This window comes from Winogradskya humida (genome assembly GCF_016862215.1).
GTDB classification, from domain to species: domain Bacteria; phylum Actinomycetota; class Actinomycetes; order Mycobacteriales; family Micromonosporaceae; genus Actinoplanes; species Actinoplanes humidus.
In genome coordinates this window covers 26,722-50,901 of record NZ_BOMN01000010.1, presented here as the reverse complement: position 1 = coordinate 50,901, position 24,180 = coordinate 26,722, and the positions used below count along the sequence as shown (strand labels likewise).

Below are 24,180 nucleotides of genomic sequence, written 5' to 3'. Positions count from 1 at the left end.
TATCGGCGCACTCTGTCGCGGTCGGCAGCCGGGCAGGGTATTTGGCCCGCGGTGATGACGGTTAGCCATGAATGGTGCGGTGGTCGACGCGCGATACCGCACACCCTTGTGCCATTTCGGATGTGCAAAGTCCACATCACGCCATTTGAATCCGTCTCGCACCTTTCGCCGTTTCCGGGCTCGGGTCGCGGGCATCGACGTCGGTGACGAAATACGTCGATGAAAGGACTTTGCATGCGTACCGGAATGATCACCAAACTCGTCCTCGCCGGCACCCTCGCCCTGACCACGGTCGCCGTTGCCGGCACTCCCGCCGCAGCCGCTCCCAAGCCTGCCGCACCCGCGGCACCCGCCCGGGCCGCCGCCGGCACCCTGACCTCGACCGTCACCGGCACCACCGCCGACGGCGGCACGGTCACCGGCACCTTCGCCCCGGCCCGCTTCGCCGTCCAGAACGGCAAACTGGTCGCCATCGGCACCCTGAACAGCGTCCTCACCACCGCAACTGGCGAGGCCCTGGGCACGGCAGCCACCACCGTCACCATCCCCGTCCAGCTCCCCGCGGGCCAGTCCGCCGCCGCGGCAGCCCTCGTCTGCCCGGTCCTGCACCTGGTCCTCGGCCCGCTGAACCTCAACCTCCTCGGCCTCGCCGTCCACCTCAACACCGTCGTCCTCGACATCACCGCCATCCCGGGCGCCGGCAACCTCCTCGGCAACCTGCTCTGCGCCGTGGTCGGCCTCCTGGACGGCGGCCTCAACCTCCCGCTGAGCCAGCTCGCCCTCCTGCTCAACGCCATCCTCGCCGCCCTGGGCCTCTAGCCCCCGCCCACGCCGGCCGGCCCCGCACTCCCGGGGCCGGCCGGCGGCCCCACCTCCCGCGGGTTGGTCGCTCGTATGCTCACGCCGTGGCGGCTGAGGACATGAGCGGGGTCGTGGAGCGGTTGCTCCAGGCGTTGGCGGCACAGGTCGGGGTATCAGAGAAATGGCTGCGCGATACCGTCTCCATCGTGCGCTATGTCGGCGCCGACAATGCCGTTGACATCCAGCCGGTCCTCACCGAGGACTACGTGCTCGAAACGGTTCCCGTGCTCAACCTCAAGTCCGTCTAGCGTTGCCGGAACGTCACCGCGGTGGCGGCAGCGGCCAGGATGCCGAGGGTCATCGTGCCGACCGCGGTGACCAGCATCGCGGGGCGGGGGCCGAGGCCCGTGACCAGCAGGCCGCCCGTGCCCACCCCGACCGGTCCCGCGAGAATCATCACGGTCCGGCGGGCTGCCAGAACCTGGGCCCGATCAGCCGACCGCTGAAAAAGCACGATGGTGATAGATCCATAAGGCGCGTAAACGATGCCCGCGACCGCCAGGCCCGCAACGGAAACCGCGACCGGCGCCCCCAGTCCCAAGGGCAGAAATGCCGCCCCCACCCCGATCACAATCCCCGAAGCGGTGGGCCACAACGGCCACGCGCGCAAATATCCCGCGATCAGGCCACCGATCACCGCACCCCCGCCGAATGCCGTGAAATACCACGCGAGATGCGACGCCGGTGCGTGCAGATAATCGGAGACGTAGACCGGTAGTCCGACCTCGACCGGCCCGTACAGAGCGAAAAAACAGAACGTCAGCGCGAGCAGGGCGACCAGCTTCCGGTCCGCGAGCATCACCCGGAATCCCGAGCCGGAAGCCCGGAGATCCGCCCGCGCCGCCCACGGCATGCCAAAGCCGCAGAACAGAGCAAGCACCGCAAAGCTCACCGCGTCGAGGGCGATGACCGTCGACGCCCCGGTCCCCGCGATGACGGCGGCAGCGAGCAGCGGCCCGATCAGCACCCCGCCCTGGCTCAGCGTTGTCAGCAGGGCGTTCGCCGGCACGTGGTCGCGTTCCGGCAGTAGTTCCGCCATCAGCGTGTACGTGCCCGCCGAGCCCCAGGAGTGCAGCAGCGACGACACGGCCAGCAGGGCGACGTACACCCCGATGCTCAGTGCCCCGGACAGCGCGACGATCGCGATCGCGCCCAGCGCGACGGCCCGCAGGGTCGAGTCCCAGGTCACCAGCTGGGCGCCGCTGCGACCGCGCAACACCGATGCCAGCAGGAACGTGCCGAGTGCGCCGGGCAGCGTGTACGCCGCGACGGCGAGGGCCACCCACATGCCGTGCCGGTCGGGTGGGGCGATCTCGATCGCGAGCCAGCTCACGGCGACGGCGCTCATGCCGTCGCCGAGGGAGGACGCCGCGAAGCCGGGGAGGAGGCGTCGCATGCGGGGGTCGCGCAGCACCGGACCGTACGGTGATGACCTCATCCCAAGAATGTACAGTTTGTACGTTCCGGAGAGAAGGGGCTCAGTCTGATATGGACGCCCGGAGGGTCTTGAGGGTGGCTCCGAGCTGGTCACGCTGCGCCGCGGACAGCGGGTCGCCGAGCAGTGTGGCGAGATGACGGTCGAAGACCGCGCCGGCTCGGGCCAGGACCTTGTCGCCGGCGACGGTCAGTCTCAGGATCGACGAGCGGCGGTTGCGCGGGTGTGGCGTGCGGATGCAGAGGCCCGCGCGCTCCAGGCGGTCGACTGACTGGCTCGCGCCGCCGACCGTGATGGCGAGCGCGCCGGCCACCTCCTGGACCCGGCAGTCCGGGGTGGTGTCGATCACCATCAGGATGTTCAGGCTGCCCAGGGTCGTGTCGCACTCGGCGCGCAGGCGGGCGTCGAGCGTGTTCCAGAGGATCGTCTCGAAGCGGATCAGGTCGTCGAACAAGGCTCGGAGCTCCACGTTCGAAGAGTACCTTGCCGCTTAGGTTATTAGCGCTTAACATCTAAGCCATGAACAACCAGTCACGCGCCGTCCGCTTCGATCGCTACGGCGGCCCCGAGGTCCTGCACGTCGAGACCATCCCGACGCCCGTCCCCGCGGAAGGGGAGGTCGTTGTCGAGGTCCGCGCCGCGGGCATCAATCCCGGCGAGATCGGCATCCGCAGCGGCGCGATGCGCGACCGCTACCCGGCTACGTTCCCGTCCGGGCAGGGCAGCGACCTCGCGGGTGTCGTTGTTGCGCTCGGTGAGGGGGTCACCGAGTTCCGCGAGGGCGACGAGGTGCTCGGGTATTCGTGGCAGCGGTCCAGCCAGGCGACCCATGTCGCCGTCCCGGTGAGTCAGCTGATCATCAAGCCCGGGGAGCTGAGCTGGGAACAGGCCGGCGGGCTCTACGTCGTGGCGGCTACCGCGTACGCCGCGGTGCGGGCAGTTGATCCGCAACCCGGCGAGACCGTCGCAGTCTCCGCGGCCGCCGGCGGGGTCGGCACCCTGGTCGTGCAGCTGCTCCGGCGACGCGGCGTCGAGGTCATCGGCATCGCGTCGGCTGCCAACGACGAGTGGCTTCGGGAGCGCGGCGTCACCCCGATGCACTACGGCGACGACCTTGCGGAGCAGCTCGCGGACAGGAAGATCGACGCGTTCATCGACCTGTTCGGCCCGCAATACGTACGCCTCGCCGTCGACCTCGGCATTCCCCGCGACCGGATCGAGACGATCATCGCGTTCGCCCTCGCGCAGGAGCTCGGCGTCAAGGCCGAGGGCAGCATGCTCGCCTCCACCCAGGAAGTCCTCACGGAGATGGCCGGGCTGGTCGCGGATGGCAGCCTCGAATTGCTCGTCGCCGCGACCTATCCGCTCGACAGGGTCGCCGACGCCTTCACCGAGCTGGAGAAACGCCACACCCGCGGCAAGATCGTGCTGATCCCGTAACGGGGTATAAACGGCGGCATGAGAATCCTGTCGGCCGGCAAAGCCCTGATCTCCCTGCTGGCCGGGGTCGTCGCCGGGGTGCTGACCGCGCTGCTGGGCGCGCCGGGTCCGGCGCCGCTGGCCGGCCTGATCGTCGGCGCCGCCACCGTGCTCGCCTGGGTGTGGGTGGTCAGCTGGCCGCAGGACGCCGCCGGCACCAAGGCCCTCGCCGAGCGGGAGACCGGGTCGCGTGGCACGGATTCCGCCATCCTGGCCGCGGCGGTCGGTGGTCTCGCGGTGGTGATCAGCGCCATCGTGAACGCGAACGACAACAACGCCATGGTGATTCTCAGCGTAGTCGCGGTCGTGCTCTCCTGGGCGCTGGTCAACACCGTCTTCGCGTTCAAGTACGCGCGGTCCTACTACTTCGAGACCGACGGCGGCATCGATTTCAACCAGGACGCGCCGCCGTCCTACAGCGATTTCGCCTATCTGGCCTTCACCGTGGGCATGTCCTACGCGATCTCCGACACGAACTCCACCTCCACCGAGATCCGCCGGCTCGTGCTCGCCCACGCGCTGCTCTCCTACGCGTTCGGCACCGGCATCCTCGCCGTGGCGATCAACCTGCTCGCGAGCCTAGGGTCGTAGCTTTTCCAGGAACGGGACCAGGATCGGCAGAACGGCCGCCGCCTGCATCGCTCCCATGTGGTCGGCCTCAGGGATGATGTGTACGCCCCAAGCCCGCTCTGTCAGTTCCGCACCGAACTCGTGAATGGCGTCGGCCATCGACACCCGCGCGTTGTCCCACTTCTCGCCGTACTGAATCGTGTCGTTCTCCCCGATCAGCACCAGCCGCGGGATGTCGACCTTGTCGAGCGCGGCCCGCTCGTCGAAGCCCTGCAACGACTCGTAGAGCGTGACGTACTGCTGGGTCTGATCCGGCGTCAGCGTGAAATCCGCGGAATCCCAGTCACCCGGCTCGGCTGCCTGCGCCGGCGACTGCTTTTCCTCGAGGGACATTTGATAGGCAGTGCGCGTGACGTCGAGCATCGCCGCATAGGGGCCACCGAGCGGCGGAAATCCACCCATGGCCAGCGCGGTCAGCCGATCGGTGCGCAACGCGAGCTGCAAGCCGGCCAGCCCGAGCCACGAATACCCGTAGTACGCGAACCGTTCCACCCCGGCCACGTCGGCGATCGCGAGCAGATCGGCGGCCACCTGAGCGGCGTCGAGCGTACGCGGCTGGGGCTCGTCCCTGAGATGTCCCTCGTAATCGGCGGCGATCACCTGAAAGCCGGCGTCGACCAGCCCGGTGGCGAGGTTGTGCCCGAGGTTCGGGTCAGCGCCCCAGGCCCGCAGGTCGTCGGCGGCTTTCCCCTCCATCGTCGCGATGCTGACCGGCAGTAGAACGGCAGGTCCATTGCCCAGCACTGATACGTCCATGAAAACACTATATACTGTAAGGACTATGGATCACGAAGCCCACGTACGCCGCCTGTGGCGCCACCGCGGCACGACATTGCCCACGCCCCGCCGAGGCCCCCGCCAGCAACTCGACCTGGATGACCTCCTCGACGCGGGCATCGCGATCGCCGACGAATCGGGCTTGGCAGCGGTCTCCACACGCGCGATCGCGGGCCGCTTCGGGAAGACACCGATGGCGCTCTACCCGTACGTGGGAACGAAAGAAGAACTGCTCGCCCTCATGCAGGACCACGCCTGTGCCATGCCCGTCTGGACCGACCCGGCAACCACCCTGGCCGCCGACCTCCAGTCCTGGTCAGCCGCGCTCTTCGACGTGTACGTGGCGCACCCGTGGCTGGCATCCCGCCCCTGGTCCCAGGCCACCCAGGGCCCGTGCGAACAGGACTGGCTCGAACGCCTCCTGCGGATCCTCGCCCGCTGGCAGGCCCCCGAAACCCCCACGGTCACGATGCTCTACGCCACGATCCGCGCCTGCGCCGAAACCACCGCGTCCTACCTGCACATGGACCACCGCGGCATGACCGGCTGGCTCGCCCAGGCCGAAGAAACCGCCCGCCAGATCCCCGACTACGCCGACCGCTACCCACTGTCAACGTCGCAGCAGCCCGTCACCTCGAACTGGCAGGACGCACCCCGGGCCGCCCTCACCTCGGCTGTCGACCTGCTGGCCAAGGCCCTCCTGGCAAACTGACACCATGGAGAACCACCCCAACGTCCTCGCGGTCAAAGCCGCCCTTCCGCCGGCCTCCACCAGCCGCATGACCTTCTTCGGCGAAGGCGTCCACACCGCAGCCGCAGCCGCCGCAGCCCTGGGCATCGAGGTCGGCCAGATCGCCAACTCCCTCATCTTCAACGCCGCCGGCGAGCCGCTTCTCATCCTCACTTCGGGCGCCCACCGCGTCGACACGAAGAAGGTCGCCGCCGAACTGGGCCTCGAAAAGCTGGGACGAGCAACCCCCGATTTCGTCCGCACCCACACGAGCCAGGCGATCGGGGGAGTAGCGCCGCTCGGCCACCCGAAGCCCATCCGCACCCTGGTCGACACGGCGCTGGCTTCATACGAAGAGATCTGGGCAGCCGGCGGCGTCCCGCAGGCGGTCTTCCCGATCACCTACGCCGAGCTTCTGCGCATCACGGCAGGCACCGCCACGGTTGTTGCGTGACCTCAACCGCTGCCCGATACATCAGTGTTGGCGAAGACGGCCCCGATGGGCCTCGCTACATGAATCTGCCGAACGGCATCACCATGCCGACCAGGATCCAGAAGGAAAACTTCGCACGCGACCTGGGGCGTGACGCCCGCCAGATCACCGACGCGGAACTGCGAACGTTGCTCGAACCGGACCGCGTAATGGCAAACTGGCGCACTCGCTTGGTGTCCGCATATTTGATCGCGGTCGACCGCAGGACCCAGTTCCGCGACGCCATCGGTCGGCTCCTCCTTCAAGGTCGTACGGTCAGCGCCGGCTCGGGCTACTCCTTCGCCCTGGCCGCGTTCGGCACGGATCAGGACGCCGAGACCTTGGGCGCATACCTCGACAAGCACCTTCCCTTGGTAGAAGAACGCGACGCTCAACCCTGGGCACTCGGCGCGCTCATATACCTCGACCACCGGCTCGGCACCGATCGGGCGGAGCACTTCCTCGCTGACGGCATCTGGGAGCGCTGGGCCCAAGCGGCGCCGAATCAGGGCGACATCACGTCCTATTCGGAATCAATCGAGGAGCTCTGCGGCCTGTCGCAAGAGCCAGCAAGGTTGATATGAAAGCGGACTCGATGCGTTACCTTGCGCAGGCGTTGGCGTAGCTCTACTTGATGCGGGTGCGCTTCAGAAAGCGGCGGCGTCGAGGGCGGCTTGCAGTGACTGCTGGTAGCCCTTGCTGCTGTAGGTCGCGCCGGAGACCGTGTCGATTTTGGCGCTCTGGGCTGACAGGGCCATCTCCCGCAAGCGAGGGACCGCTGCGGCGTTGATTTGTTCGGTGCGCGGGTTGCCCGATGGCGTGGTCATCGCTGCGACGTCGGTGACTTTGCCGTTGGCTACGGAGATGCGTACCTGGATGGGGCCGTATCTGGTCGTCACCAGGGTGCCGTCGAAGGTTTTGCCTTCGACGGCGACCGGGGTGGAAGAAGAAGCCGGCGGGCTGGTCGAGGTGCGGTAGCTGAACAGTGCCACCACCACGGCAACCGTTGACAGTAGCCATAGAACGATTCGGCGCATCTTTACCAGCCGAACCGTTCGCGGTGGACCTGGGCGGAGGGGACGCCGGCTGTTCGGGCCGCCGAGCGGACCGCGTCCGTCCAGGGGTCCGGGCCGCACAGATAAAGGTCGTGGCGGGTGATGTCCGGCGACAGGACGCGGAGCGCTTCGGCGTCTGAATAGTCCGCGTATTCCGCAGGGAGCCACGAGCCGGAGCGGGCGCGGGGTCCGATCAGCGGGATCAAGCGGACGCCGCGTTGGGCTGCGAGCCATTCGATTTCGTCTAGGAAGGCGACTTCGGAGGCTTCGCGTGCGCGGTAGATCAGGGTTGCCTGGCCCTGGCCGTAGGGGAGATCCCACAGCAGCGCGAGCAGCGGCGTGATGCCCACCCCGCAGGCCAGCATCGTCACCGGGCCACCCCGATAGGACTCCGCGGTCAGACGGCCGTAAGGGCCCTCGATCAGCACCGATGTGCCCGGCGGAAGGTGGGCGACCCGGGAGCTGCCGTCGCCCAATTGCTTCACCGTGATCCGGAGCTGGTTGCCGTTCGGCGGCCCTGAGAGGGAGAACGGATTGCCGCGCGTCCAGCCTGGCCCGTCCAGGAAGCGCCATACGAAGAACTGGCCGGCGCGAACAGGGAGGCGTTCCAGGGCTCGGCCCCGCAGATATACCGAGACCAGGCCGTGCGCTTCCGGGACGATGTGATCGACGACGAGGCGGTGCCGCACAGTGCGCCACAACGGCCGGAGAACACGGAACACCACGACGCTGGAAGCGGCGAGGGCGTACAGGCTCCACCAATATGCTCGCGCGAGCGGATTGGCGATGAAGTCCGTGCCGGTCCAGATCTGGTGCGGTAAGGCGAGACCCACGCCCAGGTACGCGTACAGGTGCAGTAAATGCCAGGACTCGTAGCGCAAGCGGCGACGTGCCGTGCGTACTGATGTGATGACCACCAGGATGAGCGCGACCGTTCCGCCCAGCGCGAGCAGCATTCCGGGGTAATCGGCGATGAATGACGCGAACTGGGCGAAAAGAGAGCCGCCTGCCGCGTAGGAGTAGGTCGCCAGGACTATGTGGATCAGCAGCAGGTGAAATGACGTGAAGCCGGTCCAGCGGTGCCAGCGGGCGAGGGTGTCCTGGCCGAAAGCGCGTTCGACCATGGGAATGCGCGCCATGAGGACGACCTGGATGAGGAGCAGGTCCGCCGACCAGAGCGCCGCGAGCCGGCCGGCGGCACCGGTCCAGGAGTCGCCGAGATTGGTCGCCCACAAAGCCGTCACGATGAGCAGGCTCAAGGCCGCGGCCAGGCCCGCGGCGCCAGACCACCAGCGTGGGGTCGGGTTGACGCGGGGGAGCATGGGCGTCAACTTACAAAGGTAAAAGGGCTGGTGGCAGGGGTGAGTGAAGAAGGTAATGCCCGGGGCCATTAATGGTTATCGGGGGTATTCGGCGGCGGTCTCCTACAAGTTGACCGCCTGTGCGCTCGAGGTCCAGAGGCGGGCGGCGAGCTCTGGGTCGGTGACCCACTGTCGTGGTTCGGTTACCTTGCGGCCGACGTAGTAGGCGCCGGTCGTCAGTTCATTCGCCGGGGCCGTCGCCAGCCAGGTGAGCAGCGCGCCCGCCTTCTGCGGGGTGATCAGGAACGGCCAGATCTTGTAGACCAGGCGGGTTGCGGGGTCGGCGCCGAAGTTCGTGCGGACCAGGCCCGGGTGGAACGAGACCGACAGGATGTCCGGCCAACGGCGCGCCGCCTCCGCCGCGAACAGGATGTTCTCGCCCTTCGCCGCGCCGTAGGCCCGCCACGCGCTCCAGGTCTGCGGGTCGCCAATGAAGTCGTCCGGGTCGACGCGGGCGCGGCGGTGCGCGTCCGAGGAGGTGCCGATGATGCGGCCGCCGCTGAGCCGCTCACGCAGGAGGTTGGCGAGCAGGAAGGGCGCCAGGTGGTTGCTCTGCGCGGTCGCTTCGAAGCCGTCCGGGGTCACTCGATAGGACCCCAGCATGCCGCCGGCGTTGTTCGCCAGGACGTCAATCTTTTCGTACGCGCTGAGCACGTGCTCAGCTACCAACCGTACGTCCTCGAGGGTTTCGAAATCGGCCCTGACCTCGTCGGGCTCGGGGCCGGTCGCGGCCTTGCGGATCTCGGCCATCGCCGCGCCCAGCCGGCGGGGATCGCGGCCCACCGCAACGATCTGGTCACCCATCGCGGCCAGTTGCTTCGCCGCTGCCAGGCCCACGCCGGAGCTCGCGCCCGTGATCACGATGGTGCGCATATGCCCTGTCCTTCGCTCGCTGATGCGGGTGTCGTACCCATGGTGCATTCTGTCAACCGATGAGCTCCCAGATCGAAGTGCCGCATTCCGTGGCGATGCCCGACCCGGCCCCCGCACCCGCCCACCGGGTCACCCGCTGGCTGCTGGCCAACCGCGTCCAGCCCGTGGGGCCGGAGTCGCCCGAGACCGAGGGCCACCAGCAGCCGTGGTGGAAGGTCATGGCGCTGACCGGTGTCGACTACTTCTCCACCCTGTCCTACCTGCCGGCCATCGCCGCGCTCGCCGCCGGGGCACTGTCACCGCTGGCCACGCTGCTGATCGTCGCGCTGACCCTGCTCGGCATGCTCCCCATGTATCGCAGGGTCGCCCGGGAGAGCCCCAACGGCCAGGGCTCGGTCGCGATGCTCGAAGACCTGCTGCCCTTCTGGTACGGCAAGCTGTTCGTCCTCGTGCTGCTCGGTTTTGTCGCCACCTCGTGGATCATCACGATCACGCTGTCCGCCGCGGACGCCACCGTGCACATGTCGGAGAACCCCTACCTGCCCGGTGTCCTGCACGGGCACGCGGTGCTGATCACCGTCGTGCTGCTGCTGATCCTGGGCTTCGTGTTCCTGCTCGGTTTCAGCGAGGCCGTGAAGGTCGCCATCCCGCTCGTGGTGGTCTTCCTCGGGCTCAACGCGGTGATCACGGTCGTCGGGCTGATCGACGTGTTCACCGTCCCGGACGCGTTCTCGACCTGGCTGCACGGCGTCTCCGCGGGCGGGTTCGGCACGGTCTCGTCGGCGTTACTGGCGTTCCCCGCCCTGGTGCTCGGCCTCTCCGGCTTCGAGACCGGCGTCAGCATGATGCCGCTGATCGCCAGCACGGGGAAGACCGCGGAGGAGCGCCGCGAGTCCCGCATCCGCAACACCCGCAAGCTGCTCACCGTCGCCGCGCTGATCATGAGCGTCTACCTGCTGCTCACCAGCTTCGTCACCACCGTGCTGATCCCGCACGAGCAGTTCGAGCCCGGCGGCGCTGCCAACGGGCGGGCGCTGGCCTACCTCGCACACGACAAGCTCGGCGAGGTCTTCGGCACGACCTACGACATCAGCAGCGTCCTGATCCTCTGGTTCGCGGGCGCCTCCGCGATGGCCGGCCTGATCAATATCGTGCCCCGCTACCTGCCCGGTTACGGCATGGCACCGGAATGGGCCCGCGCGGTGCGCCCGGTCGTGCTCGTCTACACCGCGATCAGCGTCGGCATCACCATCGCGTTCGGCGCCGACGTGAACGCGCAGGCCGGGGCATATGCGACCGGCATCCTGGCCATGATGGTCTCCGGTGCCGTCGCCGTCGCGATCTCCGCCTTCCGCCGCCGGCAACGCGGCGCGGCTGCGGGCTTCACCACCCTGACCCTGATCCTTCTGTACGCCCTGGGCGACAACATCATCGAAAAGCCCGACGGCATCGCCATCTCCGGCGTCTTCATCGCCGGCATCATCGTGGTCTCGCTGATCTCCCGCGTCACCCGCACCACCGAGCTGCGCGCCGACCGCATCGAGTTCGACGAGCTCGCCCGCGCCCACATCGCGGCCTCGATCGCCTACGACGGCGAGCTCAACATCATCACCAACCGCCGCCAGGCCGGCGACGAAGCCGAGTATTACGCCAAGGAACGCGAACAGCGCGGCATGAACCCCGTCCCGTCCGGCGCCGACGTCCTCTTCCTCGAGATCGAGGTCGTCGACCCGTCCCGCTTCAGCAACGTCCTCGTCGTCCACGGCATCGACGTCGACGGCTACCACGTCCTGCGCGCCCAGAGCCCGGCCGCCCCGAACGCCATCGCCGCGATCCTGCTCGCCCTGCGCGACGCGGCCGGCGTACGCCCCCAGTGCTATTTCGAATGGGCCGAAGGCAGCCCCCTGGTCCACCTCTTCCGCTACCTCCTCCTCGGCCGGGGCGACACCGCCCCGGTCGTCCGAGAAATCCTCCGCCGCACCGAACCCGATCCCGCCCGCCGCCCCGGCATCCACGTGGGAGGCTGACGACACCCCGTGGCCGTCCGGAGCCGGCGGCTGAGCGGGGCAGTACATTTCCAAGGCATGGACTACAAAGTTCCGGTTACCCAGGCCCGCGCTGCCTTCGCGGACCTGATCAACCGAGCGGTCTACGCCAGCGAGCGCATCGTGATCACCCGCCACGGCAAACCCATCGCCGCCCTCATCTCCGCCGCCGACCTGGAACGCCTCCAGCAACTCGACGCGGCCGCCCAGCCCCCGGCAGAGCAGCCCCCGGCCCAGCAGCCCCCGGCCCAGATCGTCCGGCTCGGCGGCGGCGTGGTCGGCGGCAGTGCTACCACCCGGCCCCTCATAGGCCAGGACCTCGGCCTCGCCGCCCAGGACCGAACGCCACCGACCCGCTGACCATGCGGGGCACGGCAGCCGTGACTGCCCCGACGTTGAGGTCGAGGACGAGGTCGTCTCGATGGTGACCGTTGTGGTCCCGATCGCGCTGCCGGACGGCTGGATCGACGCGCAACGCGGGCACCTCGCGGCCGTGCTGGCCGCTCATCGTTTTGTCAGCGGAGGTGGGTGAAGGTGGCGCGGACGGCGGCGGTGAAGCCTTCGGGTTGTTCGAGGGCGGTGAAGTGGCCGCCGGCGGGAAGTTCGTCGAAGTGGACGATGCTGGTGTAGCGGCGTTCGAGCCAGCGGCGGGACTTTCGTACGTGTTCCTTCGGGGACATGGTGAAGCCGGTGGCGACGGTGGTCGGGGAGTCGACGGTGGCCGGGGCGGACCAGTTCGAACGGGTCATTTCCCAGTACATGCGGGCTGTTGAGGCGCCGGAGTTGGGCAGCCAGTAGAGCATGATGTCGTCGAGCATCTCGTCGAGGGTGAACGTGGCCTCGGCGTTGCCGGGGGTGCCGCAGGTGTCCTGGAGCAGGGCGTAGATCCAGGCGGCCTGCCCGACGGGGGAGTCCGCCAGGGAATAGCCGATCGTCTGGGGGCGCGTCGACTGCTGTTTCGCGTACCCGGAAAGGTTGTCCCAGAAGTATTTTGCGCCGGCCAGCATGGCCTGTTCGTCCGGTGTGGCGTCGGCGATCTCGTCCGGGGTGGGGCCGAACATCGCGAAGTTGAGATGCATCCCGACCAGGCCCGCGGGGGCGCGGCGGGCGATCTCGTCGGTGACCGCGCAGCCCAGGTCGCCGCCTTGGGCGCCCCACCGGTCGTAGCCGAGGCGGTCCATCAGGGTGATCCAGGCGTCGGCGGTCCGGCCGGGGCCCCAGCCGGTCTCCGCGGGCTTGGCGGAGAAACCGAAACCGGGCAGCGTCGGAATGACCAGGTGGAAGGCGTCGCGCGGGTCGCCGCCGTGGGCGGCCGGGTCGGTGAGCGGGCCGATTACCTTGCGGAACTCCAGGACCGAGCCGGGCCAGCCGTGCGTCATGATCAGCGGTAGCGCGCCGGCCTCGGGGGAGCGGACGTGCAGGAAGTCGATGTCGAGGCCGTCGATCGTGGTGCGGTACTGACCGAGCGCGTTGAGTTCCGCTTCGCAGGCGCGCCAGTCGTACTTGTCGCGCCAGTGCTCGACGAGCGCCTGCAGCTTGTCCTGTGTCGGGCCCTGGCTGGTGTCGGTGACGGTGCTGCCCGCCGGCCAGCGTACGGCGGCGAGGCGCCGGTGCAGGTCGGCGAGGTCCTCGTCGGGGACGTGCAGGGTGAACCGTTCGATGGTTCCGGACATGGCTACTCCTTGGAGAACAGCGGAAGCAGGATCTGGTCGACGAAGGCCTGCTGCTCGTCCGGGGCGGGTGGTGCGCCGCCGAGCATCGTGCGCAGGAAAAGGTGGGCGACCGTCAGGCCGACCACTGTGGGGCCTCGGGCCTCGTCGACAGCTTCGCCGCGGGTGACAGCTCTGCGGCAGATGGTCTCCCCGTCCTGCCGGCTGCGCTCGTCGATCTGGCCGCGCACGATGTCCCGCAGGGCGGGGTCGGCGCGGATGGCCTCCACCAGCGCGAGCAGCGACGGGCCCCCGTCGGACCCGTCGAACGTCGCGGCGATGGCGCTCACGACGGCGACGAGGTCACCTCGCAGGCTGCCGGTGTCGGGCAGCTCGGTGACACCACCCTCGGCGTGCCGGCGCAGGGCGTCGGCGACGAGCTCAGCCTTGCCGGGCCACTTGCGGTACATCGTCGCCTTGGACGCGCGGGCGCGGGCCGCGATCGCGTCGACCGTGACCCGCTCATAACCGATCTCGGCGACCAGCTCGACCGCGGCGTTCAGGATCGCCTGCTCGCGGGCCGGGCCACGCGACGGGGACCTCACCGGTTCCATGACCACCTCCGTATGTGAACGGTACAGTACAGTTCACAAGTCAGCGCCACGGCGGCACGGTTGCGCCCCGGCCTGAGTCGCGGGGGAAGGCGGTGGTCAGGGTCAGGCTCAGGGTGACGACGACGGCCGCGGGACATCACCCGAACATGGGGGGACCGGCGCCCGGGCACATGGAGAATGCGCAGCGGGCTACTGCGATCGGGTGGCCGGGGCCACGGCGGTGTACCCCGGGGCTGACCAGTGTTGATGGCTTGTATGAGACTTCTTCGATGCGATTTAACGGGGATATCAGGAAGAGCGTCGCGATCGCGGCCATGACATTGATCTGTGCGGCTGCCTGTGGTGGCGCGACGAAGGAAGCTGAGAGCAGCCCAGCGAGTAGCCCCGCTGTGGTGCAGTCCAGCGCGCCTGCCGTGGCCGCCGTTTACCGGGCGCCGAAGAAGGCGTGCGACGGCGCTGACACCGCCACGATGGATGCGAAGCTGACAAATCGCAAGATTCAGCGCGAGGACGTCACCACGACGAAGCTGTCGACCATGGCGTCGTGCACGCTGGCGTACAAGAACAACATCGTGATCATCCAGATGGAGGTCTACGCGGACCCGATCGCCAACATCATGTTCGACGGGTTCAAGAAGGCCGAGGCGAAGAGCAGCACGCTGACCGACATTCCGGGCCTGGGCACCGGCGCGTATTCGTACGTCGACGAGCTGACCGGACCGCACGTGGCGGCGTGGGACGGCAATCTCTACATCACGATCGTCATCGGGACGCTCTTCGGGGAGCCCGACCCGGCCGCCGCCGACCTGCTGCCTCCGGTGGTCGCCGCGACGATGACCAAGCTGCGGGGCTGATCGCGGCTCACGATGCTGGGGAGGCCGCCCATTCGCAGATCGCGGCGAGCGGCTTCTCCAGGGTCCGGCCCAGCTCGGTCAGGGAGTATTCGACGTGCTGCGGGGGTGTTTCCTTGAGGACGCGGCGCTCGACGAGGCCGTCGCTCTCCATGCCGCGCAGGGTTTCGGTGAGGACCTTCTGGGTGATGCCCGCGACCCGGCGGCGCAACTGGGCGGGCCGTTGCGGGCCGTCCATCAGCGCGTAGAGGAGCAGGACCCGCCATTTCGACGCGAGCCGTTCGAGCGCCTGGCGCGTCGAGCAGCTTTCTTCGAGGACGTCCGGAACCCGCAACGACATGCCGAAGGGTACCGCGAAGTGCCTTCTGTCCGTCGTCCCGCGAACGCCCTAGCGTCGACGCCATGGACGTCACTTTTACCGCCGAGGGCATCACCCTGGCCGGCGATCTGCAACGGGCCGGGGACAAGGCCGTTGTCCTCACCGGCCCGTTCACCGGAGTGAAGGAACAGGTCGTCGGAACGTACGCAAAGCGTTTGAACGAAGCGGGACTGACGACTCTGGCCTTTGACCATCGGGGGTTCGGGGAGAGCGGCGGACGCCGTGCTCACGAGGACAGTCAGGGCAAACTCGCCGACCTGCGCGCCGCGGTCGGACTGCTCGGGGAATACACCGGCCGGATCGGGATCGTCGGTGTCTGTCTCGGCGGTGGATATGCGTTGCGGGCCGCGGCGACCGATCCGCGAATCGGTGCGGTGGCCGGGATCGCGGGCGCCTACAACAGCCCGGCCCGGTTCAGTGCGGGCGACCCGGACGGTTACCGGCGGGCGATCCGTTCCTTCATCGAAAAGTACGACGAGGAGCTGCCCGCGGTCGCGCCGGACGGCGGGCCGGCGGCTATGGGAGGCGCCGAACCGTACGCGTACTACGGCACATCCCGGTCAGCGGCGAAGCATTGGGAGAACCGGGTGACGTACGGGTCGCTGCATTCGCTGATGACCTTCGACGCCCTCGGCGCGGCCCCGTTGCTCGCCGCGACGCCCCTGCTGATCGTGCACGGGCGGACCGACGACTACTGCTCCCCGGAGCTCGCCGAAGCCGCATATCAGCAGGCCACGGGTCCTAAGGAGATCCGCTGGCTGGACGCCGGGCAGCACATCGACCTCTACGACAACGAGCCCTACGTGACTCAGGCCGCCGACGCCGCCGCGGAGTTCCTGCACCGCCACCTGTAAATTTCCAGGCATGCGTTTGCATGTCGGATGCGCGATGTGGACCCACAAGGCGTGGCAGTTCTCGGAGCCGCAGGAACGGTTACGGTCCTACGCGCAATGGTGCAACGCGGTCGAGGGGAACACCACGTTCTACGCGACGCCGTCCCGGGAGACGGCGGCGTCGTGGGCGGGGCAGACGGACCCCGATTTCCGGTTCGTGGTCAAGCTGCCGAAGACCGTCACGCACACCCTGCGCCTCGCCAATTGCGAAACCGAGATGCGGGCGTTCCTCGACGCGATCGAGCCGCTCGGCCCGCGGGTGCACGCGCTCTGGGTGCAACTGCCGGGCTCGTTCACTCCCGCTGACGTCGACACTCTCGGCCGTTTCCTGCGCAGGCTCCCCGACCGTTATCGGTACGCCGTAGAGGTCCGCGACCGCACTTTCTTCGCCGATCCGGGGCCCCTCGAGGAGGTCCTCGCCCCGGTCCACGCCGAATGGGTCCCCTTCGACACCACGGCGTTCTTCCGGACCCCGCCGACGAGCGACGCCGAACGCGACGCGTGGACGAAGAAACCACGAATGCCGTTACGGGACGTCGCTCTGACCGACCATCCGATCGTCCGTTATCTGGGCCGCGACTCCGTGGAGCGTACGGTCGAAGGCTGGCAGCCCTGGGTCACCGTCATCGCGCAATGGCTGCGCGAGGGCCGCTCCCCGACGATGTTCATGCACACCCCCGACAACGTCGACGCCCCCGCGCTGGCTAGGCGTTTCCACGACGAGGTGCGCTCCCGCGTACCCAATCTGGAACCGCTGCCGGAACCCACCCTGCCCGAGCCGACGACGCTTTTCTGAGGTGCTATTTTCCCGCGCATGCTCTCGCGGGGAATGCCGGCAGCGGTCAAGGAAACAATGGGGCGGGCCTACACGGCCTTCGAAGCCGAGGACTGGCCGCTGGCCGGGGAGCTGCTGGCCACGGCCGCGCCGTCGCTGACGGGGGAGACGGCTGCCGCCACGTGGTTCGATGCCGCGCTGGCGTACAAGTTCGCCCGGGACTGGCCTCGCGCGTACGAGATGGGAAAGATCGCGGTCACGCACGTGCGCAGGGGAGCGCGAGGTGGTGTGGGCGCTGCGGCTCTGCCCGGCGCGCGCCCGGGTGATCAGTGTGCCGTTCGACCCGTCCCGCCGCTTCGGTGAGGTGGTCGTGCACGACGGCGCCCCCCACGGTGAGCGGACGACCGGCGATCTGACCGTCCCGGTCTTCGACGAGCTCGTGCTTGCCGAGGAATCGCCGCTCGCCACCCTGTCGGTGCTGGTGAACGCCGACCAGCCGGCCGATCTGCACGACCTGCGGGTCGCGTTCTCCCGGCGCAGCCTCGGCATCGAGATCCTGGCGAGCCGGGTCGACCTCTGCACCTGCTGCAGCGAGTCCTCGATCCGCCAGGAGAGCCGTGACTATGCCAACGAGCAGCAGCTTTTCCTCGGCGCTACGCAGGACGACGCCCGCTCACTGCTGGAGGAATGGGCCGGCGCGGCCCCGGCAGCTCGCACCTGGGCGAACCTGCACCTGGCCTAAGGCACGTATTCGATGACGGTTACGGGGGAAGCGGTGATCCAGCCGAGGGTTTCGTAGAGGGCGCGGCCCTCGTCGGTGGCGACGAGGATGCCCGCGCTCGCTGCTGGGGCGACGTGGGCGGTGAGCAGGGTCATCGCGGCCCGGCCGAGGCCGCGGCGCTGGTGGGCGGGGAACGTCTCCACCCGGTCGAAGACCACGATCGGGGCGGCGATGCCGGCCTGAGCTTTCGCGGCGACCTCGCCGTCGGCCGCCCGGATGACGACCTTGACGGCGCCGGTCCCGTTGTCGTCAAGTCGCGCGGAGTAGCCGTCGGTCGGGGGCCCGAGGGGCAAGGATCCGAGAGGCGAGGCGTCGAGGTGCCGGTGCATCAGGTGCCCGGAGTGGCGCCGCTCCCAGCCCGCGGGCAGGTGGGGGATGACGTCGTCGGGGGCGGCGCTCACCTTGATCCAGGTGTGCGGCTCGGCCTTCGTCCCGGTGACCCGGGGCACGTCGGCGCTGTCGTGCAGCAGGTAGCGGGCCGCTTCCCGGGGGACGCCGGTCGGGATGAACCAGCCGCCCGCCCGCGGCACCGGTGTCGGGGCACTCCGCGACACCGCCCACCCACGCGCCCACCCCGCCATCAGATCCGCGGTCACAGCTCCGCCGCCGAGGGCCGCTCCGCCGCCGGGAGCCGTTCTGCCGCCGAGGGCCGCTCTGCCGCCGGGAGCCGCTCTGCCGCCGGGAGCCGTTCTGTTTTCGGCGGTCGGATGCCCAGGGTGGAGACGCCGGGGAGGACGCCGGTCTTGACGATGGTGGTGGTCAGTGGGGCGGCGAGAGTGACAAGGCGGCGGGTGGCTTCCGGGCCGAGCGCTTCCCACGGTGACTCGGCCAGGGCGTCCGTCGTCCGCTCGATCTCGGCGCGGGTCTCGTGGGCGAGCGGGGTGGCCGTGCCGTCCGGGTTGAGCCAGCCCCGCGCGGTGAGCCGTTCGGTGGCGGCCTGCCATTCCTCAGGGGTCCACTCCCGGCTGCCGAACGTCGTCACCGGGGCCGCGCCGATCGCCGCGAACGACACCAGCGACTCGCAGCCGTCGAGGCCCGCGGTGAGCAGGGCTGCGACGTGGCCGTCACCCCGATGCTCGCGCAGGACCATGGACGCCTGCCAGAGGGCGAGATGCGGTTCGTCGGGCCAGGGCAGGTCCTGGTTGGCGGCGGCGAGGACCCGGCCGGTGGTGTCGCAGGCCTCGGCGGCGGTGCGGGCCAGCTTCGCGGCTTCCGCCAGTGCCGCGCTGCCGATCTCGTCACCCCATACCGTACGCAGAGAGCTGTCCACTGCCCGCAACCTGCTCGCCAACGCCTCGCCAGCAGACGCGACCTCCCAGGCGGCGGGCACATACCGCGCGACCTTCGCGGGCGAGAAGCTGTAGAACGAGGCCGTGACCAGCCCCGGCCCGGCCGCCCCGAGCGGCGCCGCCCGCCACGCGAAGTAACTCTGCCAGCGGTCCACCGGGTCGTAGCCCGCCGCGGCCGCCTCCGCGCCGGCCTCGGGGGCGTAGTAGAGCAGGGCGTGCACCGGCTCGAGCAGCATCCACATCCGGCGCGGCAAGGAACTAGTCATCGTAAAGATGCTAGTGGCATCACGTGCCCGCAGTAAAGAATCAGTCGCTCGGCGTAAGGCTGCTCGGCGTAAGACTGTCCATGAAGGAGCTGACGGAGAAGACGGCGTTGCCGGGGCCGGCCGGGCCGTATCCGGGCGGGCTGGATAGGCCGTTCGCCTCCATGGTCGCGCGGTAGACCTCCAGCAGCCGGACGTGGTATTCGAGCGGCGCGCCCTGCGGGTTGGCCTTGCCGAGCGGGGTGGTCGGCTCCGGGCACCAGGTGGTGAAGCGGGGCGTGATGCCCCGCGACATGAAGTACTGCAGGCCCTCGGCGGTGGAGTCGATCGCCTCGTCGACGCTGGTGAAGCCGTGCGGGGCGGCCATCTCGACGCCGGCGACGAAGTTGGGGATGACGTTGCGGGGGCCGAAGACCTCGGCGGATTCGAGGATGCGGCGGTGCCATTCCTCGCGGCCGACGTACCTTTCCTTGCCCGGGCAGTAGAGCTCGAAGAGCTTCTTGTCCCACACCTCGTAATTGGGGTGGTAGATGCGGATCCCGTAGTCGTGGAAGCGTTGCACGTCGGCGCGGGGCAGCGCCTGGGCGACGACCTTGCCGATCCAGCGGCCGGGGAACCGCTCCTCGATCGCCTGGGCGTACTGGCCGTAGAAGTCGGCCTCGGTCTTGCCGCCGACGTGCGAGGTGATGCTGCCGCCGGTCAGGGTGTACGCCTGGGAAGCCTTCGCGGTGTCGTACTTGTCGATGATCTCCAGGGCTTCCAGGATCTCGTCGACGGGCTTGACGCCGGTGTAGGGCCGGCCGGCGGCCTTGTGCTGGCGCCAGTTGTGGTTGATGTCGCAGTACTGGCATTCCTCTTTGGCGCCGAAGTACTGGCAGACGCGGAACGCCGTCAGGTAGATGAGATAGCCCCACTGGATCGTCGGGGAGACCTCCATGACCTGCTTGCCGTTGGACAGCCGCCGGTGAGCACGATCTCCTCCGGCGGGCGGCGCAGCGCGGCGGTGCCCAGCTCCGGCAGGGTCCGGTGGTCGAACGAGAAGATGAAGTACGACTTCGGCTTCACGTCGCCGTGCTCGTTGTCGGTCAACGCCGAGTCGTCGAAGGCCAGCCCGCCGCGGAGCAGATCCTCTTTGATGACCGCTTCGCGCGGGACGTGGGGGAAGCGACCCATCAGGCCTTCGACGAGCTCGGTGCGCTGCATGTAACGACTCCTAGGGTTACGCCTGCTTGGTTTCCCAGAAGATCTTCGAGATCTCCTCGATCTTGCCGAGCAGCTGTTCCGCCACGGCCGGGTCCGCGGAGCCCTTGGCGCCGCCGGCGCCGGCCAGCTTGGTCGCCTCGTTGAAGAGGCCGTTCAACCGAGGGTACTTCTCGAAGTGCGGGGCCTTGAAGTAGTCGGTCCACAGCACCCACAGGTGATGCTTGACCAGCTCGGAGCGCTGCTCCTTGATGATCAGCGCCCGGGTCCGGAACTCCGGGTCGGTGCTGGCCTGGTACTTCTCGGCGATCGCCTTGACCGACTCGGCCTCGATGCGGGCCTGCGCCGGGTCGTAGACGCCACAGGGCAGATCGCAGTGGGCGCTCACGACGGTGCGCGGGCGGAAGAAGCGTGACGTACGCATCAGGATCCTGTTCTTTCCGGGGTCAACGTGGTGAAGGGCAACGTGATGAACTCTCGGGCATGGTGGATGAGCCGGCCGTCCTCCGGCCCGTGGAACACGTCGAGCACCTGCGCGACCACGATCGTCGAGTCGCCGACGGGCACGAGCTGCAACGGCGCGACCCGCATGGCGGCGAGCGCGTCGGGCAGGATCGGTTCTCCTGACGGCAACGTGCTCCAGCCTTGTTCGGGAGTGAAGCGCGCTCCGCCCGTACGAGCAAAATCCCTGGCCAGAGCCGCATGTTTCGGACCCAGCAGGTGCACGACGAAGCTTGCTGCCTGGAGCAGTTTCCGCGCCGACGGAGTGCCCATGACGGAAAACGACAGCGCCGGGGGACTGACCGACACCGACGCGACGCTGGAGGCGGTCAGCCCCACCGGACCTGCAGGGGAGGCCGCGCTGATGACCGCCACACCCGTCGGATACCTGCGGAAGGCACCCTTGAGCCGCTCGCCGATGTCGTCCATGACGTGATCCACGGGGGTGACGCTAAAACTTCAACCGGGCTTGAAGTCAACAGCGGCCCTCTCGAAAATCAACAGCGGCTTGCTTCTTCCAGCCGGACCGGGCCCTGACCGCGGCGGGCGAGACCGTCCTCGGGGTTCATCAGCGCGCACGACCTCATGGAGAGGCAGCCGCAGCCGATACAGCTGGTGAGCTGGTGTTCCAGGTTCTCGATGTAACGCCGGCGGCCCTCCAGCTCGCCCTTCCAGGCCCGCGAGACACGCTGCCACTCCTCCTGGGTCGGCGCGCTGTCCGCGGGCAGGGTGGCGAAGATCTCGGCGACGCTGGTGAGATGGATGCCGAGCCGCTTGGCGACCAGGATCAGCGAGATGCGCCGCAGCATGTGCCGGCGGTAGAGCCGCTGGTTGCCACCGTTGCGCTCGGCGGTGATCAGCCCCTTGCTCTCGTAGAAGCGCAGGGCCGACGCCGACACCCCCGTGCGGTGCATGACCTCGCCGACAGTGAGACGGTCCTCCGGATCCATCCGCGCACGATAGAACCTCAACCTTGGTTGAGATCAAGGATGATCAGCTGTTGCGTCGCCCGGGTCATCGCGACGTAGCGGTCGACGGCTCCGTACCGCTCCGGATCGACGAGGATGACCAGGTCGAACTCGAGCCCCTTCGACAGTTCGGGGGTCAGGTACCGGACCCGGGCGGTGTCCTCGCCGCCGTCGGCGCCGATCACGCAGGCGACTCCCTCCGCGTGTGTGGCCAGCCAGGATTCGAGGATCGAGGTCAGTTCCGAGACCGATGTGTGTACGACGGGAAGCCCACTGTTCCTGATGGAGATCGGCACGTTGGCGTCGGGGAGCGCGGCCCGGATGACCGGTTCGGCCTCCGCCATGATCTCCGCGGGCGTGCGGTAGTTGATGCTCAGCGTCGCCAGCTCGACCCGGTCCAGCCCGATCCGCTCCAGCCGCTCGCGCCACGACTCCGTGAACCCGTTCCGGGCCTGGGCGCGGTCCCCGACGATGGTGAAGCTGCGCGACGGGCAGCGCAGCAACAGCATCTGCCACTCGGCGTCGGTCAGCTCCTGCGCCTCGTCCACGACGACGTGCGCGAACGGCCCGGCGAGCAGATCCGGGCTGGTCGTACGCAGTGCGGCCTCGTCGACCATCGAACCCTGGATGTCGCCGCCGCGCAGCATCCCGTGCATCATCGTCAGCTCGTCCTCGCCGTCGACCTCCACCGCGAGCAGGTCGTCGACGACCCGGGACATCCGCGCGCGTTCGGCGGCGACGGCCGCGTCCTGACGGCGCCTGCGCCGGGACACCTCCGGGTCGCCGAGCCGTTGCCGGGCGGCGTCCAGCAGGGGGAGGTCCGGCACTGTCCAGGCCCGGGGGTCGGCGCGCTGCAGGGTGCGTACGTCCTCGGGGCTGAGCCAGGGCGCGCATTTACGCAGGTAGGCGGGCACCGACCACAGATCCGCGACGAGGTCGGCGGCGTCGATCAGCGGCCACGCCCGGTTGAACGCGCCGAGCAGCTCCTCGTTGCCGCGCAGCTCCCGCTCGTCGCCGTCGTACTTGTCCATCAGGATCGCGATCAGCTCGTCCCACACCTGGTCGCGGGCCTCGTTGTGCGCGGTTCCGGGTGCCGGGGTGTCGAACGCCTCGGCCCAGTCGGCGGCGGTCAGGCGTACCTCGGACCAGTCCGTCGAAACCGTCATGCCCTTGGCGGGTGGCTCCTCGTAGAACCGGACGGCCGCCTCGATCGCCTTCACGATGTCCGCGGACGACTTCAGCCGGGCCACCTCCGGATCCTTCTCCTCCGCGGCCGCGGCACCCTGCGCCACGAGGTCCCGCAGGGTGCAGGTCTGCACGTCGTCCTCGCCGAGACTGGGCAGCACGTCGGCGACATAGTTCAGGTAGGGCTGGTGCGGGCCGACGAACAGCACGCCGCCCCTGCGCGGGCCGAGCCTGGGATCGGAATACAGCAGGTACGCCGTACGGTGCAGTGCGACAACGGTTTTCCCCGTGCCCGGCCCGCCGTCGACGACGAGCGCCCCGCTCGACCCCGCCCGGATGATGGCGTCCTGATCGGCCTGGATGGTGCCCAGCACGTCCCGCATCCGCGCCGACCGGTTGCTGCCCAGGCTGGCGATGAACGCGGACTGGTCGTCGAGCGCGGCCGCGTGCCCCTCGAAACCTTCGGCGGTGAAGACCTCGTCCCAGTAGTCGGTGATCCGGCCGCGGGTCCAGCGGTAGCGGCGGCGGCTCGCCAGCCCCATCGGGTTGGCGTGGGTCGCCCCGAAGAACGGCTCGGCCGCGGGGGAACGCCAGTCGAGCAGCAGATGCCGCCCCGCACTATCGGTCAGCCCGAGGCGCCCGACGTAGACGGGCTGTGGGTTTTCCTGGGCGACCATCTGACCCAGGCACAGATCAAGACCGAAACGCCGGAGGGTACGCAGCCGCGCGGTGAGCCGGTGAACCTCCATGTCCCGGTCCATCGCCTGCTGACCCGTGCCACCGGGCGCCTTCCGCTCCGCGTCGAGCCGCTCGGACAACTCGGTCAAGCGCTCGCTCATGCTCTCCGTGATCGCCGCGAAATGGTGCTCGTCGCGGGTGATCAGCCTCGGGTCGGCCTTGGCGTTGTCGGGCAGATCGAACGCGCTGGTCGTCACATCAACCACGGGCAGGCTCCCATTTGCGTAGATTTCCGGCTTCGAACGACGATTCTGCGGCATGACGGGGGTCTTGCCACAAGCCCCGGGGTGCGATATACGTTAAAGAGGGCGAGGAGTGCGTACACCTCCAGCTCTTCTGGTTTCCGGCTTTTCCGGTCTCCGGCTCTTCCGGTCTT

At 68.7% G+C, this 24,180-nt stretch carries 31 protein-coding genes and 1 pseudogene; 15 read left to right on the top strand and 17 right to left on the bottom strand.

The features are described from left to right. Positions 1-234: 234 nt before the first annotated feature. Both Ahu01nite_RS02790 and Ahu01nite_RS02785 read left to right on the top strand, forming a co-directional pair. The gene (locus Ahu01nite_RS02790) at positions 235-819 is read left to right on the top strand and encodes a hypothetical protein (RefSeq protein ID WP_239158603.1); all 585 of its coding nucleotides are present in this window, start codon (positions 235-237) and stop codon (positions 817-819) included. A gap of 86 nt (positions 820-905) precedes the next feature. Then, entirely contained in the window at positions 906-1,109 is a 204-nt protein-coding gene (locus Ahu01nite_RS02785) for a hypothetical protein (protein WP_203834757.1), read from the top strand. Here Ahu01nite_RS02785 and Ahu01nite_RS02780 read toward each other — a convergent pair. After that, positions 1,106-2,299, bottom strand: coding sequence for an MFS transporter (locus tag Ahu01nite_RS02780; RefSeq protein ID WP_203834756.1), 1,194 nt, complete (start codon positions 2,297-2,299; stop codon positions 1,106-1,108). The two genes, Ahu01nite_RS02785 and Ahu01nite_RS02780, sit on opposite strands and share 4 nt — an antisense overlap. Before the next feature lie 40 nt (positions 2,300-2,339). Beyond that, positions 2,340-2,765 carry a MarR family winged helix-turn-helix transcriptional regulator gene (locus tag Ahu01nite_RS02775; RefSeq protein ID WP_203834755.1) on the bottom strand — a complete coding sequence of 142 codons (426 nt, stop codon included), beginning with the start codon at positions 2,763-2,765 and terminating at the stop codon, positions 2,340-2,342. Between the two features lie 50 nt (positions 2,766-2,815). On the opposite strand from Ahu01nite_RS02775, the gene Ahu01nite_RS02770 reads away from it, so the two are divergent. Both Ahu01nite_RS02770 and Ahu01nite_RS02765 read left to right on the top strand, forming a co-directional pair. Next, a complete protein-coding gene (locus tag Ahu01nite_RS02770) occupies positions 2,816-3,736 on the top strand; it encodes an NADP-dependent oxidoreductase (RefSeq protein WP_203834754.1) in 921 nt (306 codons plus the stop codon). An 18-nt stretch (positions 3,737-3,754) separates the two neighbouring features. Continuing rightward, complete coding sequence (locus Ahu01nite_RS02765; protein ID WP_203834753.1) at positions 3,755-4,366, top strand: DUF1345 domain-containing protein; 612 nt, start codon at positions 3,755-3,757, stop codon at positions 4,364-4,366. On the opposite strand, the gene Ahu01nite_RS02760 is transcribed toward Ahu01nite_RS02765, so the two are convergent. Then, a complete protein-coding gene (locus Ahu01nite_RS02760; RefSeq protein ID WP_203834752.1) occupies positions 4,355-5,161 on the bottom strand; it encodes an alpha/beta fold hydrolase in 807 nt (268 codons plus the stop codon). The genes Ahu01nite_RS02765 and Ahu01nite_RS02760 overlap by 12 nt on opposite strands. A 25-nt stretch (positions 5,162-5,186) precedes the next feature. On the opposite strand from Ahu01nite_RS02760, the gene Ahu01nite_RS02755 reads away from it, so the two are divergent. Genes Ahu01nite_RS02755 through Ahu01nite_RS02745 form a run of 3 tightly spaced genes read left to right on the top strand, consistent with a single transcriptional unit; the run spans position 5,187 to position 6,968 of the window. Then, complete coding sequence (locus Ahu01nite_RS02755) at positions 5,187-5,894, top strand: TetR/AcrR family transcriptional regulator (RefSeq protein WP_203834751.1); 708 nt, start codon at positions 5,187-5,189, stop codon at positions 5,892-5,894. Between the two features lie 4 nt (positions 5,895-5,898). Next, complete coding sequence (locus Ahu01nite_RS02750) at positions 5,899-6,366, top strand: YbaK/EbsC family protein (RefSeq protein WP_203834750.1); 468 nt, start codon at positions 5,899-5,901, stop codon at positions 6,364-6,366. Beyond that, positions 6,363-6,968, top strand: coding sequence for a DUF6000 family protein (locus Ahu01nite_RS02745; RefSeq protein WP_203834749.1), 606 nt, complete (start codon positions 6,363-6,365; stop codon positions 6,966-6,968). Before Ahu01nite_RS02750 ends, Ahu01nite_RS02745 begins: the two co-directional genes overlap by 4 nt. A 63-nt stretch (positions 6,969-7,031) precedes the next feature. Here the strand turns inward: Ahu01nite_RS02745 and Ahu01nite_RS02740 are convergent, their stop codons facing one another. The 3 genes from Ahu01nite_RS02740 to Ahu01nite_RS02730 form a co-directional block, all read right to left on the bottom strand. After that, a complete protein-coding gene (locus Ahu01nite_RS02740; protein WP_307794507.1) occupies positions 7,032-7,379 on the bottom strand; it encodes an FMN-binding protein in 348 nt (115 codons plus the stop codon). A gap of 44 nt (positions 7,380-7,423) precedes the next feature. Next, positions 7,424-8,761: a ferredoxin reductase family protein gene (locus tag Ahu01nite_RS02735; RefSeq protein WP_203834747.1), complete on the bottom strand. Its 1,338-nt coding sequence runs from the start codon at positions 8,759-8,761 to the stop codon at positions 7,424-7,426. A 102-nt stretch (positions 8,762-8,863) separates the two neighbouring features. Next, positions 8,864-9,673, bottom strand: a complete 810-nt coding sequence (locus Ahu01nite_RS02730) for an SDR family NAD(P)-dependent oxidoreductase (protein WP_239158579.1) — start codon at positions 9,671-9,673, stop codon at positions 8,864-8,866. A gap of 59 nt (positions 9,674-9,732) precedes the next feature. Here Ahu01nite_RS02730 and Ahu01nite_RS02725 point away from each other — a divergent pair, with 59 nt between their 5' ends. The 3 genes and pseudogenes from Ahu01nite_RS02725 to Ahu01nite_RS50135 all read left to right on the top strand — a co-directional run. Then, a complete protein-coding gene (locus Ahu01nite_RS02725) occupies positions 9,733-11,700 on the top strand; it encodes an APC family permease (RefSeq protein WP_203834745.1) in 1,968 nt (655 codons plus the stop codon). A 57-nt stretch (positions 11,701-11,757) separates the two neighbouring features. Continuing rightward, on the top strand, positions 11,758-12,078 hold the full coding sequence (locus Ahu01nite_RS02720; RefSeq protein WP_203834744.1) for a type II toxin-antitoxin system Phd/YefM family antitoxin: 321 nt from the start codon (positions 11,758-11,760) through the stop codon (positions 12,076-12,078). Positions 12,079-12,103: 25 nt separating this feature from the next. Beyond that, a pseudogene (locus tag Ahu01nite_RS50135) lies at positions 12,104-12,250 on the top strand (DUF5959 family protein); the annotation flags it as partial. Here the strand turns inward: Ahu01nite_RS50135 and Ahu01nite_RS02715 are convergent. Together Ahu01nite_RS02715 and Ahu01nite_RS02710 are read right to left on the bottom strand one after the other, a co-directional pair. Continuing rightward, complete coding sequence (locus Ahu01nite_RS02715; protein WP_203834743.1) at positions 12,234-13,391, bottom strand: epoxide hydrolase family protein; 1,158 nt, start codon at positions 13,389-13,391, stop codon at positions 12,234-12,236. The pseudogene Ahu01nite_RS50135 and the gene Ahu01nite_RS02715 sit on opposite strands and share 17 nt — an antisense overlap. Before the next feature lie 2 nt (positions 13,392-13,393). Beyond that, positions 13,394-13,981 carry a TetR/AcrR family transcriptional regulator gene (locus Ahu01nite_RS02710; RefSeq protein ID WP_203834742.1) on the bottom strand — a complete coding sequence of 196 codons (588 nt, stop codon included), beginning with the start codon at positions 13,979-13,981 and terminating at the stop codon, positions 13,394-13,396. Positions 13,982-14,370: 389 nt separating this feature from the next. Between Ahu01nite_RS02710 and Ahu01nite_RS02705 the strand changes: the two genes are divergently transcribed. Then, entirely contained in the window at positions 14,371-14,835 is a 465-nt protein-coding gene (locus Ahu01nite_RS02705; protein ID WP_203834741.1) for a hypothetical protein, read from the top strand. Between the two features lie 7 nt (positions 14,836-14,842). Here the strand turns inward: Ahu01nite_RS02705 and Ahu01nite_RS02700 are convergent, their stop codons facing one another. Further along, complete coding sequence (locus Ahu01nite_RS02700) at positions 14,843-15,172, bottom strand: winged helix-turn-helix transcriptional regulator (protein ID WP_203834740.1); 330 nt, start codon at positions 15,170-15,172, stop codon at positions 14,843-14,845. 62 nt (positions 15,173-15,234) lie between these two features. On the opposite strand from Ahu01nite_RS02700, the gene Ahu01nite_RS02695 reads away from it, so the two are divergent. Genes Ahu01nite_RS02695 through Ahu01nite_RS02680 form a run of 4 tightly spaced genes read left to right on the top strand, consistent with a single transcriptional unit; the run spans position 15,235 to position 17,621 of the window. Beyond that, on the top strand, positions 15,235-16,065 hold the full coding sequence (locus tag Ahu01nite_RS02695) for an alpha/beta hydrolase (RefSeq protein WP_203834739.1): 831 nt from the start codon (positions 15,235-15,237) through the stop codon (positions 16,063-16,065). A 10-nt stretch (positions 16,066-16,075) separates the two neighbouring features. Continuing rightward, entirely contained in the window at positions 16,076-16,900 is an 825-nt protein-coding gene (locus Ahu01nite_RS02690; protein WP_498370792.1) for a DUF72 domain-containing protein, read from the top strand. Between the two features lie 18 nt (positions 16,901-16,918). Then, positions 16,919-17,242 carry a hypothetical protein gene (locus tag Ahu01nite_RS02685; protein WP_203834738.1) on the top strand — a complete coding sequence of 108 codons (324 nt, stop codon included), beginning with the start codon at positions 16,919-16,921 and terminating at the stop codon, positions 17,240-17,242. Beyond that, positions 17,211-17,621 (top strand): hypothetical protein, encoded by a 411-nt coding sequence (locus tag Ahu01nite_RS02680; RefSeq protein WP_203834737.1) that lies wholly within the window; start codon positions 17,211-17,213, stop codon positions 17,619-17,621. The genes Ahu01nite_RS02685 and Ahu01nite_RS02680 overlap by 32 nt, the downstream gene beginning before the upstream one ends. Here the strand turns inward: Ahu01nite_RS02680 and Ahu01nite_RS02675 are convergent. Genes Ahu01nite_RS02675 through helR form a run of 8 tightly spaced genes read right to left on the bottom strand, consistent with a single transcriptional unit; the run spans position 17,618 to position 24,016 of the window. Next, the gene (locus Ahu01nite_RS02675) at positions 17,618-18,256 is read right to left on the bottom strand and encodes a GNAT family protein (protein ID WP_203834736.1); all 639 of its coding nucleotides are present in this window, start codon (positions 18,254-18,256) and stop codon (positions 17,618-17,620) included. The two genes, Ahu01nite_RS02680 and Ahu01nite_RS02675, sit on opposite strands and share 4 nt — an antisense overlap. Continuing rightward, positions 18,253-19,215, bottom strand: coding sequence for an SCO6745 family protein (locus Ahu01nite_RS02670; protein WP_203834735.1), 963 nt, complete (start codon positions 19,213-19,215; stop codon positions 18,253-18,255). The genes Ahu01nite_RS02675 and Ahu01nite_RS02670 overlap by 4 nt, the downstream gene beginning before the upstream one ends. 40 nt (positions 19,216-19,255) lie before the next feature. Continuing rightward, positions 19,256-20,149: a radical SAM protein gene (locus Ahu01nite_RS02665; protein ID WP_239158577.1), complete on the bottom strand. Its 894-nt coding sequence runs from the start codon at positions 20,147-20,149 to the stop codon at positions 19,256-19,258. Further along, a complete protein-coding gene (locus tag Ahu01nite_RS50130) occupies positions 20,104-20,415 on the bottom strand; it encodes a hypothetical protein (RefSeq protein ID WP_239158576.1) in 312 nt (103 codons plus the stop codon). Before Ahu01nite_RS50130 ends, Ahu01nite_RS02665 begins: the two co-directional genes overlap by 46 nt. Positions 20,416-20,431: 16 nt before the next feature. After that, positions 20,432-20,836: a superoxide dismutase, Ni gene (sodN, locus tag Ahu01nite_RS02660; protein WP_203834734.1), complete on the bottom strand. Its 405-nt coding sequence runs from the start codon at positions 20,834-20,836 to the stop codon at positions 20,432-20,434. After that, positions 20,836-21,354, bottom strand: a complete 519-nt coding sequence (locus Ahu01nite_RS02655; RefSeq protein WP_239158575.1) for a flavin reductase family protein — start codon at positions 21,352-21,354, stop codon at positions 20,836-20,838. Before Ahu01nite_RS02655 ends, sodN begins: the two co-directional genes overlap by 1 nt. 56 nt (positions 21,355-21,410) lie before the next feature. Further along, the gene (gene soxR, locus Ahu01nite_RS02650; protein ID WP_203834733.1) at positions 21,411-21,863 is read right to left on the bottom strand and encodes a redox-sensitive transcriptional activator SoxR; all 453 of its coding nucleotides are present in this window, start codon (positions 21,861-21,863) and stop codon (positions 21,411-21,413) included. Positions 21,864-21,880: 17 nt separating this feature from the next. Then, positions 21,881-24,016 carry an RNA polymerase recycling motor ATPase HelR gene (gene helR, locus Ahu01nite_RS02645; protein WP_438874754.1) on the bottom strand — a complete coding sequence of 712 codons (2,136 nt, stop codon included), beginning with the start codon at positions 24,014-24,016 and terminating at the stop codon, positions 21,881-21,883. Between the last annotated feature and the right edge of the window lie 164 nt (positions 24,017-24,180).

Excerpts from the sequence above, each read along its gene's own strand:
- sodN (WP_203834734.1), bottom strand. The coding sequence starts at position 20,836 with ATGCGTACGTCACGCTTCTTCCGCCCGCGCACCGTCGTGAGCGCCCAC.
- Ahu01nite_RS02720 (WP_203834744.1), top strand. The coding sequence starts at position 11,758 with ATGGACTACAAAGTTCCGGTTACCCAGGCCCGCGCTGCCTTCGCGGAC.
- Ahu01nite_RS02735 (WP_203834747.1), bottom strand. The coding sequence starts at position 8,761 with ATGCTCCCCCGCGTCAACCCGACCCCACGCTGGTGGTCTGGCGCCGCG.
- Ahu01nite_RS02755 (WP_203834751.1), top strand. The coding sequence starts at position 5,187 with ATGGATCACGAAGCCCACGTACGCCGCCTGTGGCGCCACCGCGGCACG.
- Ahu01nite_RS02765 (WP_203834753.1), top strand. The coding sequence starts at position 3,755 with ATGAGAATCCTGTCGGCCGGCAAAGCCCTGATCTCCCTGCTGGCCGGG.
- Ahu01nite_RS50130 (WP_239158576.1), bottom strand. The coding sequence starts at position 20,415 with ATGCAGCGCACCGAGCTCGTCGAAGGCCTGATGGGTCGCTTCCCCCAC.
- Ahu01nite_RS02730 (WP_239158579.1), bottom strand. The coding sequence starts at position 9,673 with ATGCGCACCATCGTGATCACGGGCGCGAGCTCCGGCGTGGGCCTGGCA.
- Ahu01nite_RS02750 (WP_203834750.1), top strand. The coding sequence starts at position 5,899 with ATGGAGAACCACCCCAACGTCCTCGCGGTCAAAGCCGCCCTTCCGCCG.
- Ahu01nite_RS02760 (WP_203834752.1), bottom strand. The coding sequence starts at position 5,161 with ATGGACGTATCAGTGCTGGGCAATGGACCTGCCGTTCTACTGCCGGTC.
- Ahu01nite_RS02715 (WP_203834743.1), bottom strand. The coding sequence starts at position 13,391 with ATGTCCGGAACCATCGAACGGTTCACCCTGCACGTCCCCGACGAGGAC.
- Ahu01nite_RS02685 (WP_203834738.1), top strand. The coding sequence starts at position 16,919 with ATGCTCTCGCGGGGAATGCCGGCAGCGGTCAAGGAAACAATGGGGCGG.
- Ahu01nite_RS02790 (WP_239158603.1), top strand. The coding sequence starts at position 235 with ATGCGTACCGGAATGATCACCAAACTCGTCCTCGCCGGCACCCTCGCC.
- Ahu01nite_RS02665 (WP_239158577.1), bottom strand. The coding sequence starts at position 20,149 with ATGGAGGTCTCCCCGACGATCCAGTGGGGCTATCTCATCTACCTGACG.
- Ahu01nite_RS02770 (WP_203834754.1), top strand. The coding sequence starts at position 2,816 with ATGAACAACCAGTCACGCGCCGTCCGCTTCGATCGCTACGGCGGCCCC.
- Ahu01nite_RS02710 (WP_203834742.1), bottom strand. The coding sequence starts at position 13,981 with ATGGAACCGGTGAGGTCCCCGTCGCGTGGCCCGGCCCGCGAGCAGGCG.
- Ahu01nite_RS02695 (WP_203834739.1), top strand. The coding sequence starts at position 15,235 with ATGGACGTCACTTTTACCGCCGAGGGCATCACCCTGGCCGGCGATCTG.
- Ahu01nite_RS02670 (WP_203834735.1), bottom strand. The coding sequence starts at position 19,215 with ATGACTAGTTCCTTGCCGCGCCGGATGTGGATGCTGCTCGAGCCGGTG.
- Ahu01nite_RS02700 (WP_203834740.1), bottom strand. The coding sequence starts at position 15,172 with ATGTCGTTGCGGGTTCCGGACGTCCTCGAAGAAAGCTGCTCGACGCGC.
- soxR (WP_203834733.1), bottom strand. The coding sequence starts at position 21,863 with ATGGATCCGGAGGACCGTCTCACTGTCGGCGAGGTCATGCACCGCACG.
- Ahu01nite_RS02725 (WP_203834745.1), top strand. The coding sequence starts at position 9,733 with ATGAGCTCCCAGATCGAAGTGCCGCATTCCGTGGCGATGCCCGACCCG.
- Ahu01nite_RS02780 (WP_203834756.1), bottom strand. The coding sequence starts at position 2,299 with ATGAGGTCATCACCGTACGGTCCGGTGCTGCGCGACCCCCGCATGCGA.
- Ahu01nite_RS02690 (WP_498370792.1), top strand. The coding sequence starts at position 16,076 with ATGCGTTTGCATGTCGGATGCGCGATGTGGACCCACAAGGCGTGGCAG.